We start from the raw sequence: 15,164 nt of genomic DNA, 5'->3' as shown, positions 1-15,164 counted from the left end.
TGGCATCCTTCTACTGATGCACGGCGAGCTGGTAGGCCGTGTACTTACGAATGTTGATAACGCCGGTGTCGAAGATCAGGTATTGGCCTTTGATCCCCAGCAGCGTGCCTTCGGCAATCGGATTCTTGTCCAGGTTGAAGCTGACGATCTTGGTCGGATACTGCTCGACCGGGTAGCGGATTTCGATCGGTTCGATGTCGGTTACCGGTTGGATGGCCTGCAGGCCAAAGCGTTCCTGCAAACCGAGCAAGCCTTCGGCGCAGGAGGCGAACAGCTCATCGCGCACCTGCTTGAGGTCGACGGCTTGGGCGTCGCCTTTGAGCAGCGCGCGCCAGTTGGTTTTATCGGCTACCTGACTGCGGAACAGGTCCTCGACGAAGCCGGATTGCTGGCGGGTCGCCACGCGCATGATCGGCAGCGCCTGACTCGCGCCCTGGTCCAGCCAGCGCGTCGGCAACTGGGTGGCGCGGGTGATGCCGACCTTGATCCCCGACGAATTCGCCAGGTACACCACATGGTCGGTCATACAGAACTTTTCACCCCAGCCCGGATCGCGGCAGGTGCCGGCGTCGTAATGGCAACGCTCGGGGCTCATGATGCACAGGTCACACTGGGCCAGCTTGGTCATGCACGGGTAGCAGTAACCCTGGCTGAAGCTGGTCTTGGTCTTGCGGCCGCAATGGCTGCAATGGATGGCACCGAGGTATTCCAGGCGTACGTGTGTACCAATCAACGGGTTGACCGGCACCTCGACATCACCCAGTCGAAACGCGTATTGAACGGTCGGCTCACCGAGTTGCGCCGACATCTTGCTGACTGCACCGCGACCAATTTCAATCAATGGATCGCATCCGACTTGAACAGAATATTCGGTACTGGCGCGGACTTGGATGCGCATTCCTGCGGGCCCATGTAACCGGTGCGCTGGTCTTCCGGCAGGTTCTGGATTTCCCAGGCGATCACCGCTTGCAGGGACAGCTCGCGCTGTTCGGCAGTGAGCTTGCGGCCATCGGACCACTTGCCGATTTCCACGGCAAGCTTGAGGCTCTCGTAGATGTCCGGGGTGATGTTTTCGATCATTTCAGCAAAAGAGGACATAAGGCTCTTCCTTATCAAAGAGAGGCTTTGCGGCGGCTGTACAGCCCACCCAGCAAACCCGTCAGGCAACCGATAACCAGGCCGCCGACATGGGCAGCATTGGCGATTTCGCCGAAACCGATCATCGAGACCAGCCCCGACAGGCAGAGCAGCAGCCACACCAGCATCATCACCAGCACCCCACGGGGCAGGCGATAGGACGGATTAGGCGACAGTAATTGAAAAATCCAGCAATGCCCGAGCAGGCCGTACAGCACACCGGACAACCCACCGAACAGGCCAGGGCCGCCAAAAACGTATTGAGCGTAGTTCGACACCAGGCTGAACAACAGCGTCAGGCCCAGCAAGTTAATGCTGCCCTGGCGCGCTTCGATGCGCCGGCCCAGTTCCCAGTACCACATGCCGTTCATGGCCAAGTGCAGGATACCGAAGTGGATCAGCATCGGCGTGACCAGGCGCCACCACTGCCCCGCCGCCAGGCTGTCGGCCAGCGGTGTGAACTGGATGTATTCGCCGACGATGCGGAACTGCAGGAACGTCAGCCAACTCATGACTTGCAGGTTTTCACCGAGCAAGGTCACGGCGCCCACAATGATACTTGCCAGCAGCACCAACGCGGTTAACGGGCTGTGCCGCAGCTGCTGGAGAAACCCAGGGCGCTTGATCGGCGCCTGCTCGGGAATATCCAGTTGCTGGTCCGGGTCACCCGCAGGAAAGCGTTGATACAGCACACGCACGTCGTCACTGATGGTTTCCGGCACCCACAACACCTGCTCACCCGCCTCTTCGCTGACACGATGGGGCACTTGCATGCGTTGCAGCAACAGGACAAAGCCGCCCAGGTCGACGCTCAAGGGCAGGCGTAATACCGCCACAGCACTCATTTGATAACCTCGGGGCGCTCTACGTCGACCCATACGAATTTACTCGGATCCAGGCGGGTTTCCTGATCCAGGCGATAAGCCACCAGCTTGCCGTACAGCACGGCGCTGTAGTCCAGGCACGCCAGGTTCTCGCGGATCGGCGCTGGTTTGCCGCTGCGCCAGTAGTGCCCGACGAACAACAACGGTTCGTCGATGCCGTAGCGCAGCAGGGAATTCTTTTCGGTGGACGACAAGGGCGTACGCGCCACTGGCTCCGGCAAGGCGTCGGGCTGGAACACGATGTCGCCGTAGGTCTTGGGATCGTCCTCCCAGAACTTGGTGCGGAAGAACGAGCGCGTCAGGCCATCGCCACCGGTCAGCGTGAGGCCATCCGGCAGGCGCATATCAGTGCCGCGCAACAGTCGGTCGAAGGCGTTGCAGGCAAAACTGCCCGGCACGGCGGCGGCCTGCAGGAAATGCTGGTCGATGCAGCCGTCCGGGAAAGTGGCGCGCAGCGGATCGATAAAGCCGTCATCCCAGCAGGCATGCACTACGCGAAAGCGCCCGGCATCGACAAACAGCGGCATGTCATAGAACCAGCCGAGGAAGTCGTGCCAGTCGGCCGGGTGGTGTTCGAATTGCGCCAGTGTCTCGTGGATCAACCGCGCATGCCGTGGGTTGTGCTCGCGCACAAACTGTTTGCCACTGCCGGGCGGCGCGGGCGTGGTCCAGCCCAGTGCGTTGAACTCATGGTTACCCATGATGCACAGCGCCTGGCCGGCTTCGGTCATGTCGTGGACGATGTGCAACGCCTCGCGGATGCGTGGGCCACGGTCGATGATATCGCCGAGGAACACCGCCATGCGCGATGGGTGCCGCCAAACACCGCCGATCTTGTGATAGCCCAACTGGTCGAGCAAGTGCTCAAGGGTATGAGCGCAACCGTGCACGTCACCAATCAGGTCGTAGCTACGCGCGGGATCGAGCATCAGTCGCCTCCACCCCCCAAGCGGCTGCCCCAGCCCAGCTTGGTGCGGCACACTTCGTAGTAGTTGTGGTCCAGCGGGTGGATCAACCGCAACTTCTGTGCCTTTTTGCTCACGGTGATAGTGTCACCGGGGGCGCAGGTGAAATGGTTCTGCCCGTCACACGACACCTGCGGGTAGATTTGCATGTCTTTGGACACCACGATTTTCAGCTCACTGTTGCCGTCGACCACAATCGGCCTGCTCGACAACATATGGGGGTACATCGGCACGATCACAATGGCATCCAGCTTGGGATGCATGATCGGGCCACCCGCCGACAACGCATAGGCGGTGGAGCCGGTGGGCGTGGCTACAATCAGGCCGTCAGCCTTCTGGCTGCACACGAACTGGCCGTCGATATAGAGTTCGAACTCGATCATACGCGTGGACTTGCCGGGGTGCAGCACCACGTCATTCAGGGCGTCGCCCTGGCCGATGGCTTCGCCGTGGCGGCGCACTTCGGCTTGCAGCAGGAAGCGGTTCTCCACCAGGTAATGGCCGTCGAGCACCTTGGCCACTTCGACTTCCAGCTCATCCGGGCGGATATCGGTGAGAAAACCCAGGCTGCCACGGTTGATCCCCAGCACCGGCACGTTATGCCGCGCCAAGGCTCGGGCTGCGCCGAGCAGGCTGCCGTCGCCGCCGACCACAATCACCATGTCACACACTTCACCGAGCATCTTGCGTGATGAGGTCTGCAGGCCGTGGCCAGGAAGGATTTCGGCGATGGTGTCTTCGAGGATCACATGCAGGTGGCGGTCCAGCAGGAATTTTTTCAGCCGGCGGACGGTGTCCAACACCTGGGTACTGCCCAGGCGACCGATAATGCCGATATTGCGAAATTGCTCCATGGGGCTCCTGCGGGATGTGGGGTGTGGCAAAAAGAAGGATTATGGGCGAAAGGCCGCCCCAGGCAAAATCCTTTGTCGCCGTGAAGCCTTGATGACAATGGTTCTCAGCCACCTGCCCGGCACTTAAAAGGCTATGCTCGGACCATGACTGTGTTCCCGGATCTGCACAACCTGCCCCGCCAGCTGCGCCACCCCGAAGTGCGCGACCTGGCGTGGGTGATGCTCGCCCCGCCGATGCTGGCGCAAACGCCGTGGCCGCAACGCCATCCGCTGACCGGCAGCGATTGGGTGCAAGCGCCTCATCTGCTGGAGCACTGGCTGCGCCAGCTCGATCAGGACAGCAGCGCCTTGCAGCAGTGGCTGAACCAGTCACGCACCCGGCGCCTGGGCCTGTATTACGAGCGCCTGTGGCAGTTCGCCGTACAGCATGCGCCGGGCGTGGAATTGTTGGCCGCCAATCTGCCAATCCGCCGGGCCGGGCATACCCTCGGCGAGCTGGACATGCTGCTGCGCGACCGTGACGGCGTGCATCACCTGGAACTGGCGATCAAACTCTATCTCGGCCCGCAGGACGGCAATGGCCAGGACACGGATCAATGGTTGGGGCCGGGCTGCCACGACCGGCTGGACCGCAAGCTGGCGCATCTGGCCCAGCATCAGCTGCCGATTTCTAAGCGGGCGGAAAGCCGAGAGGCGCTGGCGGCGCTGGATATCCAGCATTTCGATGCGCATTTGTGGCTGGGCGGCTATCTGTTGTACCCCTGGCCTGGCGAGGCCCAAGCCCCCATGGGTGCCCATCCACAGCATTTACGTGGGCGCTGGTTGCATCAGCGTGATTGGCCAGCGTTTGTCAGCCAAAGTCCGCCCGGCCGCTGGCAGCCCCTGCCCAGGCATGCGTGGTTGGCGCCGGCGCATTACCCGGCGGATGAAGTCTGGAGTGAAGAACAGATGAGGGGCTGGCTGGCGCAGCTGGATCCCATGGCGCCTGCACAATTGCTGGTGCGGATGGTTCAAGTCGATCAGGATTGGGAAGAAGCCGAGCGGTTGTTCCTGGTGGCGGACCTTTGGCCCAACGTGCCGGGCAATGGCTAATCGTCAATATGCCGATAGTCCAGCTGCAACCCCACCGCCAACTCCCGAGCCCGACCCAACCTGATCGGCCCGCGCTCGATATCCACCAACACCCCCGGACACTCCAGCAACGGCAACCCGGCGATGTCCTTGAGTCGCCCGTCAGTGATCACCAGCAGCCGCTGTTGTTCAGCCGGATACCGCTTGCGGCGCAGCGTCAACCACGCCCCGGCCTCGGTCAACGCCGCGAGCAACGGCGTACCACCGCCCGCGCCCAATTGATCCAGCCAGTCCGCCAAGCCCTTCGCCGCCTTCAACCCCTGTACCTGCCATTTAGGCGAGTGCCCGCTGGCCGTCAACAACGCCATCCGCGCCCGCTGGCGGTAGGCGTCATCAAACAATTGCGCCAACAAACCCTTGGCATCGGTAAGCGCACGGTGCCGCCGGGTGGATGCCGACGCATCGACGATCACCAGCCACAGCTCATGGGCCGAACGGCTGCGCAGGTGAAAGCGCAAATCTTCACGGGTTTGCGGGCGACCACTGAGCAAGGTACCCGGCCAGTTGATCGAGCCTTGTTTCGCGCTGCGCGCCTTACCGTACCTGCCGCTGTCCAGTCGCCCTGCCTTGGGGCGGGCATCCGCCCCCGTGTCAGGTCGGGGGCGAATGCCTAGGACTTTTTTGGCCAGGTGGGGACTTCCCGGCGCGCCCCCGTGGGCAGGGCCGGAGCGGGCATGTCGCCCCACTGGCCTTGGCCTGGCGAAGCGTCGGAAGATTTGGGCGACTGCCCTTCACTTGGCGGGTTGGACGATGGGGCTTGTTCCTGGCGACGATGGCGCAGGGCAAACTCGGCCACCGCTTCGATATCTTCCTCGGCTATCGCACTGGCGCCACGCCAGGCGGCATGGGCCCGAGCGCCGCGCAACCAGACCAAGTCCGCACGCAAACCGTCGACGCCCGCCGCGAAGCACCGTTCAGTGATCCTTGCCAGCGCCTCGTCGTCCAGCGCGATAGTATCCAACTGTGCCCGCGCCTGAGTGCAGCGTTCGCGCAAGGCCGCCTGCGACGCTTTCCATTGCGCGCAGAACGCCGCCGGGTCGCTGTCGAAATCCAGGCGCCGACGAATAATCTGCCCACGCTCGGCCGGCAAGGTCTGCCCGCTCAACGCCACGTTGAAACCGAAACGGTCGAGCAGTTGCGGACGCAACTCGCCCTCCTCCGGGTTCATGGTGCCGATCAGCACAAACCGCGCCGAATGGCGATGGGAAATGCCGTCGCGCTCGATCAGATTGGTGCCGCTGGCGGCCACGTCCAGCAGCAAATCCACCAAATGATCGGGCAGCAGGTTGACTTCATCGACGTACAGCACGCCGCCATCCGCCTTGGCCAATACGCCGGGCGAAAACTGCGCCCGGCCCTCGCCCAATGCAGCATCCAGGTCCAGCGTGCCGACAAGGCGCTCTTCAGTCGCGCCCAGGGGCAAAGTCACGAATTGACCACTGGCCAGCAGGTCCGCCAAACCACGCGCCAAAGTCGACTTGGCCATGCCGCGCGGGCCTTCGATCAGCACACCGCCGATCTTCGGGTCGATGGCGGTCAGGCACAGCGCCAGTTTCAGGTCATCGGCGCCGACTACGGCGGACAGCGGGAAATGGGGAATATCAGTCATACGATCCCTCTTCAAATTCTGCGGCACAAGCAACCTCACTGTAGTGAGCGGGCTTGCCCCGCGCTGGGCTGTGTAGCAGCCCCAATAAAGCTAAGCGGATTCTTCCTGGCAAAATGCGGTGTCCGGTTTTGGGGCCGCTTCGCAGCCCAGCGCGGGCAAGCCCGCTCACCACAACAAGCTTGCCTTCAGCCATCCTCTTCGATATCCAGCAACAAGTTTTCCAACGCCTCGCGGTACGCCCCCGGTTCCTGCCACATGCCACGCTGCTGCGCTTCGAGCATGCGCTCGGTCATGTCACGCAGCGCATCGGGGTTGTGTTGCTGCACAAAGGCGCGGGTGTCGGGGTCGAGCAAATAAGCATCGGCCAACAGGGCATATTGGTGATCGTCAATCAGCGCCGTGGTGGCGTCGAAGGCGAACAGGTTATCCACGGTTGCCGCCATCTCGAAGGCACCTTTATAGCCATGGCGCTTCACGCCTTCGATCCACTTGGGGTTGGCGGCGCGGGAACGGATCACCCGGTTCAGCTCTTCCTTCAGGGTGCGGATCTTAGGCAGGTCGGGCTGGCTGTGGTCGCCATGATAGCTGGCCGCCTTGTCGCCGCTCAGGGTTTCCACGGCGGCGAGCATGCCGCCGTGGAATTGGTAGTAATCGTTGGAATCAAGCAAGTCGTGCTCGCGGTTGTCCTGGTTTTGCAACACCGCCTGCACCTGGCTCAAACGCTGGGCAAACTGCGCGCGGGCGGCGGTGCCTTCGTCGGAACCGCCATAGGCGTAGCCGCCCCAGTTCAAGTAAACCTCGGCCAGGTCTTCACGACTTTGCCACAGGCGACCGTCGACCGCGCCCTGCACGCCCGCGCCATAGGCGCCGGGCTTGGCGCCGAAGATGCGCCAACCGGCTTGTTTCGCCGCCGCCTCTTCGTCCAGGCCCGACATGAGCAGCGCCTCACGCTCACTACGCACCTTGGCGGCCAGCGGGTTCATGTCGTCCGGCTCATCCAGCGCCGCCACGGCCTGCACCGCGGCGTCGAACAGGCGGATCAAATTGGCGAAGGCATCGCGGAAAAAACCCGACACACGCAAGGTCACGTCTACGCGCGGGCGATCCAACAGGCTGATCGGCAGGATCTCGAAATCGTCCACCCGCTGGCTGCCGGTCGCCCACACCGGGCGCACGCCCATCAGTGCCATGGCCTGGGCGATATCGTCGCCGCCGGTGCGCATGGTGGCAGTGCCCCACACCGACAGGCCGAGCTGGCGCAGGTGGTCGCCGTGGTCCTGTAAATGCCGCTCAAGAATCAGGTTGGCGGATTGGAAGCCGATGCGCCAGGCCGTGGTGGTCGGCAGGTTGCGCACGTCGACGGTGAAGAAGTTGCGCCCCGTTGGCAACACATCCAAACGCCCGCGACTCGGTGCACCACTCGGGCCCGCCGGTACAAACCGGCCGCTGAGGGCATCCAGCAATCCGCGCATTTCCGCGGGACCACAGGCGTCAAGGCGCGGCGCCACTACGATGCGCAGGCTTTCGATAACCGCCTTCACCTCTTCCCAACCGGGCTCTTCCAACTGTTCAAGCGGGCCTTCGAGCGCCTGCTCGATCAGCCGTGCGGCATAAAGCTCCAGGCGTTCGCGGGTATCGCCAGCGGTGCGCCACAATTGCGCGTCGATCTTCTGCAATACCAGAGGTCGGCGCCCCGTCCAAGGTTCGGCCAGGGCACAGTCCAACGGATCAAAGCCCAAGTCGAAAGCCTTGGCCAATACACGCAGCAGGCTCGACTGTGGGCCACGCCCATCGCCACGCGGGATACGCAACAAGGCCAGCAGCGTGTCGATACGCAAGCGGCCTGCGGGCGACTCACCAAAGATGTGCAGGCCATCGCGGATCTGCGACTCCTTCAAGTCGCACAGGTAAGTGTCCAGGCGCGGCAACCACACGGCAGCGTCAGCGTCGCTCTCCAGCTCAAGTTCTTGGTCGATGCGGGTTTCGCGCACCAGTTTGAGGATGTCTTTCTGCAACTCCAGGGCCCGGCGCGGATCAAGCAGTTGCGCTTCGTAATACTCGTCCGCCAGCAGTTCAAGGTTACGCAGCGGGCCGTAGGTTTCAGCACGGGTCAGCGGCGGCATCAGGTGATCGATGATCACCGCCTGGGTACGTCGCTTGGCCTGGGCGCCCTCGCCCGGATCGTTGACGATAAACGGGTAGATATTCGGCAGCGGCCCCAACAGCGCATCGGGCCAGCAGCTTTCCGACAGGCCGACACCCTTGCCCGGCAACCATTCAAGGTTGCCGTGCTTGCCCACATGAATCACGCCATGGGCGCCATAGGTGTGGCGCAGCCAGAAATAGAACGCCAGGTAGCCGTGGGGCGGCACCAGGTCCGGATCATGGTAAACCGCGCTGGCGTCCACCTGATAACCCCGCGCCGGTTGGATACCGACAAAGGTCAGGCCCAGGCGCAGCCCGGCGATCATCATGCGGCCATCGCGGAACATCGGATCGTTATGGGGCGTGCCCCAGCGCGCCAGCACCGCCTGGCGATTGGCCTCGGGCAAGCGGCTGAACATCGCCTCGTAGTCATCCAGGCCCAGGCTTTGATGACAGGGGCGAAGGTCGAGGCTGTCCAGGTCGTTAGTGATGCCGCCGAGCAAATCGTGGATCAGTGCCGTGCCGCTTTCCGGCAGTGCATCCGGCACCGGATAGCCTTCGACGTGCAACGCACGCAGGATATTCAGCGCCGCCGCCGGCGTATCCAGGCCGACACCATTGCCGATACGCCCATCGCGGGTCGGGTAGTTGGCAAGGATCAGCGCAATGCGTTTGTCGGCATTCGGCACCCGCGCCAGTTCGACCCAGCGTCGCGCCAATTCTGCGACAAAATCCATGCGTTCCGGCGCCGCTCGATAGCACACCACATCCGACTGGCTGCGTTCGCTGCGCCAGGCCAGGTCCTTGAAGCTGATCGGCCGGCTGATGATGCGTCCGTCCAACTCTGGCAGGGCAATGTGCATCGCCAGGTCCCGGGGGCCGAGGCCTTGCTCGCTGGCTTCCCAGCCGGGCTGGTTGTCCTGGGCGCAGATCGCCTGGATCACCGGGATATTGCGGCGAAACGGGCGCAAATGCGGCGCTTCCGGGCTGGATTGGGCGAAGCCGGTGGTGTTGAGGATTACCGCCGCGCCCACCTCGTCCAGCAGGTCCTCGACCACCGCCAGGCAGCCGGGCTCTTTTAAACTGGCCACCGCCATCGGCAACGGGTTGAGGCCCGCCGCTTGCAAGCGCTGGCAGAACACATCGATAAAGCCGGTATTGGCCGCCTGCAAATGGGAGCGGTAGAACAGCACCGCCGCCACCGGCCACTCGGCATTCCAGTCGGCCTGCCAATCATTCAGGCGGGCGTTAGCGTGGCGCGGATGATAAATCGCCGTGCGCGGCAGGGTCTGCGGCTCCGCCCAGGCGTAGTCACGGCCCAGGTAGGCACTGGCCAGGCAGCGATAAAAATCCAGCGCATTGCCTAGGCCGCCCTGGCGCAGGAAGTGCCAGAGGCGATCACGCGCTTCGGCGCCGACGGTGCTCAACCCGCTGAGTTCCGGGTCCGGGCGATCATCCCCCGGCACCAGGATCAGCTGCACGCCCCTTTCGGCCAACTCCACCAGGCGCTCGATGCCGTAACGCCAATAACCGATACCGCCATGCAGCGAGATCAGGATGACCTTGGCGTGGCGCAGCACTTCATCGACGTAGAGGTCGACCGAGGCGTGGTTCTGCACCTGCATCGGGTTGGCCAGGCGAAAGCTGGGGTAATCGTCGGGTAACTGCTGCGCCGCCTCGGCCAGCAGCGCCAGGCTGGAATCGCCGCTGCACAGGATCACCAGGTCAGCGGGGGTCTGGCCAAGGTCGGCAATATTGTCGTCCGAGACGAAACCACCGGGCTGGGTCCTGAGCAGGTGCATGGGTTAAACGCTGAGGGCGGCGCGCAGTTGCGCTTCAAGGCCGGCCGCATCGAGGTCCTGACCGATCAGCACCAGGCGCGTAATACGCGGCTCGTCAGCGCTCCAGGCACGGTCGAAGTGCTTGTCGAAACGCGTGCCCACGCCCTGGATCAGCAGGCGCATCGGCTTGTTCGGGATTGCGGCGAAGCCTTTTACACGCAGGATGCCGTGTTGCACCACCAACTGGGTCAGGGCGTCGAGCAGCAGCGCTTCGTCGGCTTGCGGCAGGTCGATGGAGATGGAATCGAAGGCGTCGTGATCGTGATCGTCTTCACCTTCGTGATGATGATCGTGATGGCTGTGGCGACCGTCGATGTGTTCTTCGGAGCCGGCACCCAGGCCGATCAGCACGTCCAGCGGCAGGCGACCGCTGCTGGCCTCGATGATCTTCACCGCAGGTGGCAGTTCTTCCGCGACTTCAAGGCGCACGCGGGCCAGGTCTTCAGGGCTGATCAGGTCGGTCTTGTTGAGGATTACCAGGTCAGCGCTGGCCAGTTGGTCGGCGAACAGCTCGTGCAGGGGTGATTCGTGGTCCAGGTTCGGGTCGAGCTTGCGCTGCGCATCCACTTGGTCCGGAAAGGCGGCGAAGGTGCCGGCGGCCACAGCCGGGCTGTCGACCACGGTGATCACCGCGTCAACGGTGCAGGCGCTGCGGATTTCCGGCCATTGGAAGGCTTGGACCAGCGGTTTTGGCAGGGCCAGGCCGGAGGTTTCGATGAGAATGTGGTCGAGGTCCCCGCGGCGGGCCACCAATTCGCGCATCACTGGGAAGAACTCTTCCTGCACGGTGCAGCACAGGCAGCCGTTGGCCAGCTCGTAGACGCGGCCGTTGGCTTCTTCTTCGGTGCAGCCGATGGAGCACTGCTTGAGGATTTCACCGTCGATACCCAGCTCGCCGAATTCGTTGACGATCACGGCAATGCGACGGCCCTGGGCGTTGTCGAGCATGTGGCGCAGCAAGGTGGTTTTGCCTGAGCCGAGGAAGCCGGTAACGATGGTGACGGGGAGTTTGGCCAGTGTTTTCATCGGATGCCCTTGGGGGCGGGCATACGGGACGATAGGCCCTGCGACGGTGCGCAGCAGCGGATTTCGTCACCGGATCACCCCGCCCGGTTGAAGTAGAAAATCGGTTGCGAGGCAGGTCTCCTGGCTTGGGGCTTGCGGGTCTTGCGACCGGCGCTGGCTGCGCCTTCCCGCCTTTCGGCAGTGGCGTGGCAGTCAGCTGAACCCTTTACAGTTGCGGGGGCAGCCGCGGCTTGGACCGCGTTCCCTTCTTAGCTTCGGCCTGGGCCGAAGAACCTCGAGGGTGCAAGGCTACGCAGTGCTTGGGGGATGGTCAATGATGGGGTTTGGGTTGGTGTTGGTGTACATATCCGTTATTTGGGTGATGGCGGGTATTGGTTCCGCCCTTACGGCGGGTCACTTTGGAAAAGCCCCAAAGTAACCAAAGGGCTCTTGCCCCAACACTCGGCACCTCGCTCACGCTCGGTGTGCCCGTAATCCGACAGTGATTTGGGGGGCCGCCGCCACGCGCCATCCATGGCGCGGGGCGGCTAAACCGGCATCCCTGCCGGTTTACCCCCCAAATCCCTGCCGAATTCCGGCCAGCGTGTTTGACGGGGCGCCTAAGATCAAAATCAAAAGCAAGAGCACAGCGGCCTGACAGCCGGCTTGAGTGGTGTGAAGCAAAAGCAAAATCAAACGCGGTCCTGTAGGAGCCGGCTTGCCGGCGATGGTCTTCAACGATGACGCGGGGAATCAGACAAAACGCGGCGGTATCACGTTTTTCGCCGGCAAGCCGGCTCCTACAGGGACCGCGTATCTACGATGCGAAGCGAGTCGCTCTTGATCTTGATCTGAGGCGCCCCGTTAAACACGCTGGCCGAACGCAGGCTTGAATCCGTGGGTAACCCGGCAGGACGCCGGGTTAGCCGCGCTGGGCCAAGGATGGCCCATCGCGGCGGCCCACGGATTCAAGCCGGAGTGAGGGCACACCGAGCCTAGGCGAGGTGCCGAGTGTTGGGGCGAAGGCCTTTTGGTTACTTTTGGGCCTTTCCAAAAGTGACCCGCTGTAAGAGCGGAACCATAAGCCGCCGTTACCTAAACAATGGATATGCCCCCAACAACCCAATTGACTCCCCTCCCACCCCCATGCTCTCCTACACATCTTGTTTCGGGTGCCCCTCACAGGGTGAAACGGGAAACCGGTGCGTCATAGCGATATGACCAGTCCGGTGCTGCCCCCGCAACGGTAAGCGAGCGAAGTGTCAGATCCACTGTGCCTCCAAGGCATGGGAAGGCGACGCTTAATAGGCGCAATGCCCCTCGCAAGCCCGGAGACCGGCCCGAAAAAATCAGATAACAAACCCGCGGTGGGCGGGCGCTGTTTAAACCCTGCGTGCCCGGCTCGCGGGGTTTTCATGCGCTCGTTTCACCCTGACACCTGAAAGGGACGCGCCATGTCGATCATCAGCAGCACCTCGCACTCCGCCAGCAGCACCTCGACCCTGAGCCAACGCTTGACCGCCGCCATCGGCGCGTCGATCCTCGGCGCGTGCCTGGTGTATTTCGCCGGTTTCTCGCACATCGAGGCCGTACACAACGCCGCCCACGATACCCGCCACAGCGCCGCGTTCCCGTGCCACTGAGACCTGCCGACATGATCAAGCGTATCGCGCAAACCGCAGGTTTCACCGGCCTGGCGGCCGCCCTGCTGCTGACTCTGCTGCAAAGCTTTTGGGTCGCCCCGCTGATTCTGCAGGCGGAAACCTTTGAAAAAGCGCCGGCGGCTACCGAAGTGGCCCACGAACACGCCGAAGGTGCTGCCGCCCATACCCATGACGCCGAAGCTTGGGAGCCGGAAGACGGCTGGCAGCGCGTGCTGTCCACCACGGGCGGCAACCTGGTGGTCGCCGTCGGTTTTGCGCTGATGCTGGCCGGTCTCTACACGCTGCGTGCGCCAACCCGCACCGCCCAAGGGCTGCTGTGGGGTTTGGCCGGTTACGCAACTTTCGTGCTGGCACCGACGATGGGCCTGCCGCCTGAGCTGCCGGGCACTGCCGCCGCCGACCTGGCGCTGCGCCAGACCTGGTGGATCGGCACTGCGGCGTCTACCGCTGCCGGCATCGCCTTGATCGTGTTTGGTCGCAACTGGCTGCTGAAAGTACTGGGTGCAGCGATCCTCGCCGTACCGCACGTGATCGGCGCACCACAGCCGGAAGTGCATTCGATGCTGGCCCCGGAGGCCCTGGAAGCGCAGTTCAAGATCGCTTCACAGTTGACCAATGTCGCCTTCTGGCTGGCCTTGGGGCTGATCAGCGCCTGGTTGTTCCGCCGCAACCGTGATGATCAATACTCGGCATGATCCTGGTGGTCGGCCTGGGGTGCCAGCGGGGTTGTGACGTTCATACCCTGCTGGGCCTGTTTAATACTGCCCTCGCCGAGGGCAGCATCGAGCGCGATAAGATTACTGCGCTGGCCAGTATTGATTTGAAAAAAGACGAGCCGGGAATACTCGCATTGGCCGAAACGCTGAACCTGCCGCTGCACTGTTTCAGCGCCGAGCAGCTGACGACCTTTGAAGATCGCCTGAGCCACAAATCCGAGATCGCCTTCGCCCACACCGGCTGCTATGGCATCGCGGAAAGTGCCGCCTTGGCCCTTGCCGAGCACCTCGCCGGCGGCCCTGCCCGCCTGTTGATCACCAGCAAAAAAACCGCCCAGGCCACCTTTGCATTGGCGTGCGCCGGCTGAAAACCCGATAATCGCCCCTCCCGATCATGAGCATTCTTCATGCTCGCCCGTTTTTCATCAGGATTTCCCCATGACCGTCTACTTCATCGGCGCAGGCCCCGGCGACCCGGAATTAATCACCGTCAAAGGCCAGCGGCTGATCCGAAGTTGCCCGGTGATTATTTATGCGGGCTCGTTGGTGCCGGCCGCGGTACTGGAAGGTCATCAAGCGGAAACTGTGGCCAACAGCGCCGAATTGCACCTGGAGCAGATCATTGATCTGATCAAAGCCGCCCACGAGAAGGGCCAGGATGTGGCGCGCGTCCATTCCGGCGACCCAAGCCTGTATGGCGCCATTGGTGAACAGATCCGCCACCTACGGGAGTTGGGCATTCCCTTCCAGATCATCCCCGGCGTCACCGCCGTGGCTGCCTGCGCAGCCTTGCTGGAGGCGGAGCTGACCCTGCCTGACATCGCCCAGAGCGTGATCCTGACCCGCTATGCCGACAAGACCAGCATGCCGGCCGGCGAGGACTTCGACAGCCTGACGCGGCATGGCACCACCATGGCGATTCACCTGGGGGTCAATCACCTGGAGAAGATCGTCGCTGAACTGCTGCCACACTACGGCGCGGATTGCCCGATTGCCGTGGTGCACCGGGCTACCTGGCCGGATCAGGATTGGGCGATAGGAACGCTGAGCGACATTGCCGAGAAAGTGGCGGCCAAGGGCTTTCGACGCACGGCGCTGATTGTCGTGGGCCGGGTGCTGGCCAGTGACAGTTTCAGTGAGTCATCGCTGTACCGGGCAGGCCATGCGCACCTTTATCGCCCATAACAAACAAAATTAACTTAAGAACATAACT

14 protein-coding genes and 2 riboswitches are annotated in these 15,164 nt (G+C 62.8%); of the genes, 5 read left to right on the top strand and 9 right to left on the bottom strand.

Going from position 1 to position 15,164, the window contains the following annotated elements; genetic code table 11:
* Positions 1 to 10 precede the first annotated feature (10 nt).
* From RB216_RS12310 to RB216_RS12290, 5 genes are read right to left on the bottom strand one after another with little or no spacing between them, the layout of a single operon-like run.
* Positions 11 to 841 (bottom strand): DUF2797 domain-containing protein, encoded by an 831-nt coding sequence (locus RB216_RS12310; RefSeq protein WP_308908753.1) that lies wholly within the window; start codon positions 839 to 841, stop codon positions 11 to 13.
* Positions 838 to 1,098 carry a YeaC family protein gene (locus RB216_RS12305; protein ID WP_016972751.1) on the bottom strand — a complete coding sequence of 87 codons (261 nt, stop codon included), beginning with the start codon at positions 1,096 to 1,098 and terminating at the stop codon, positions 838 to 840. The genes RB216_RS12310 and RB216_RS12305 overlap by 4 nt, the downstream gene beginning before the upstream one ends.
* Positions 1,099 to 1,112: 14 nt before the next feature.
* The gene (locus RB216_RS12300) at positions 1,113 to 1,982 is read right to left on the bottom strand and encodes a rhomboid family intramembrane serine protease (RefSeq protein WP_308908752.1); all 870 of its coding nucleotides are present in this window, start codon (positions 1,980 to 1,982) and stop codon (positions 1,113 to 1,115) included.
* A complete protein-coding gene (locus tag RB216_RS12295; protein ID WP_372514805.1) occupies positions 1,979 to 2,953 on the bottom strand; it encodes a metallophosphoesterase in 975 nt (324 codons plus the stop codon). Before RB216_RS12295 ends, RB216_RS12300 begins: the two co-directional genes overlap by 4 nt.
* Positions 2,950 to 3,840, bottom strand: coding sequence for an NAD(+) kinase (locus RB216_RS12290; RefSeq protein WP_038845279.1), 891 nt, complete (start codon positions 3,838 to 3,840; stop codon positions 2,950 to 2,952). Before RB216_RS12290 ends, RB216_RS12295 begins: the two co-directional genes overlap by 4 nt.
* Before the next feature lie 144 nt (positions 3,841 to 3,984).
* Between RB216_RS12290 and RB216_RS12285 the strand changes: the two genes are divergently transcribed.
* Positions 3,985 to 4,932 (top strand): DUF1853 family protein, encoded by a 948-nt coding sequence (locus RB216_RS12285; RefSeq protein WP_308908750.1) that lies wholly within the window; start codon positions 3,985 to 3,987, stop codon positions 4,930 to 4,932.
* On the opposite strand, the gene RB216_RS12280 is transcribed toward RB216_RS12285, so the two are convergent.
* The 4 genes from RB216_RS12280 to cobW form a co-directional block, all read right to left on the bottom strand.
* Positions 4,929 to 5,528: a vWA domain-containing protein gene (locus RB216_RS12280; RefSeq protein WP_236321095.1), complete on the bottom strand. Its 600-nt coding sequence runs from the start codon at positions 5,526 to 5,528 to the stop codon at positions 4,929 to 4,931. The two genes, RB216_RS12285 and RB216_RS12280, sit on opposite strands and share 4 nt — an antisense overlap.
* A 53-nt stretch (positions 5,529 to 5,581) precedes the next feature.
* Positions 5,582 to 6,580, bottom strand: a complete 999-nt coding sequence (locus RB216_RS12275; protein ID WP_068937933.1) for a magnesium chelatase ATPase subunit I — start codon at positions 6,578 to 6,580, stop codon at positions 5,582 to 5,584.
* 185 nt (positions 6,581 to 6,765) lie between these two features.
* Complete coding sequence (cobN, locus tag RB216_RS12270; protein WP_236321092.1) at positions 6,766 to 10,527, bottom strand: cobaltochelatase subunit CobN; 3,762 nt, start codon at positions 10,525 to 10,527, stop codon at positions 6,766 to 6,768.
* Positions 10,528 to 10,530: 3 nt separating this feature from the next.
* On the bottom strand, positions 10,531 to 11,592 hold the full coding sequence (gene cobW / locus RB216_RS12265; protein ID WP_028615878.1) for a cobalamin biosynthesis protein CobW: 1,062 nt from the start codon (positions 11,590 to 11,592) through the stop codon (positions 10,531 to 10,533).
* Between the two features lie 93 nt (positions 11,593 to 11,685).
* A riboswitch (cobalamin riboswitch) is annotated at positions 11,686 to 11,884 on the bottom strand.
* A gap of 840 nt (positions 11,885 to 12,724) precedes the next feature.
* A riboswitch (cobalamin riboswitch) is annotated at positions 12,725 to 12,929 on the top strand.
* A gap of 96 nt (positions 12,930 to 13,025) precedes the next feature.
* Between cobW and RB216_RS12260 the strand changes: the two genes are divergently transcribed.
* From RB216_RS12260 to cobM, 4 genes are all read left to right on the top strand, one after another.
* Complete coding sequence (locus tag RB216_RS12260) at positions 13,026 to 13,214, top strand: CbtB domain-containing protein (protein WP_012723860.1); 189 nt, start codon at positions 13,026 to 13,028, stop codon at positions 13,212 to 13,214.
* A gap of 11 nt (positions 13,215 to 13,225) precedes the next feature.
* On the top strand, positions 13,226 to 13,930 hold the full coding sequence (locus RB216_RS12255) for a CbtA family protein (RefSeq protein WP_305384960.1): 705 nt from the start codon (positions 13,226 to 13,228) through the stop codon (positions 13,928 to 13,930).
* Positions 13,927 to 14,319, top strand: coding sequence for a cobalamin biosynthesis protein (locus RB216_RS12250; protein WP_308908749.1), 393 nt, complete (start codon positions 13,927 to 13,929; stop codon positions 14,317 to 14,319). The genes RB216_RS12255 and RB216_RS12250 overlap by 4 nt, the downstream gene beginning before the upstream one ends.
* A gap of 70 nt (positions 14,320 to 14,389) precedes the next feature.
* A complete protein-coding gene (cobM, locus tag RB216_RS12245; RefSeq protein WP_308908748.1) occupies positions 14,390 to 15,136 on the top strand; it encodes a precorrin-4 C(11)-methyltransferase in 747 nt (248 codons plus the stop codon).
* Positions 15,137 to 15,164: the final 28 nt, after the last annotated feature.

This window comes from Pseudomonas canadensis (assembly GCF_030980095.1).
Lineage (GTDB): Bacteria > Pseudomonadota > Gammaproteobacteria > Pseudomonadales > Pseudomonadaceae > Aquipseudomonas > Aquipseudomonas canadensis.
This window is presented reverse-complemented; position numbering and strand designations above follow the sequence as displayed.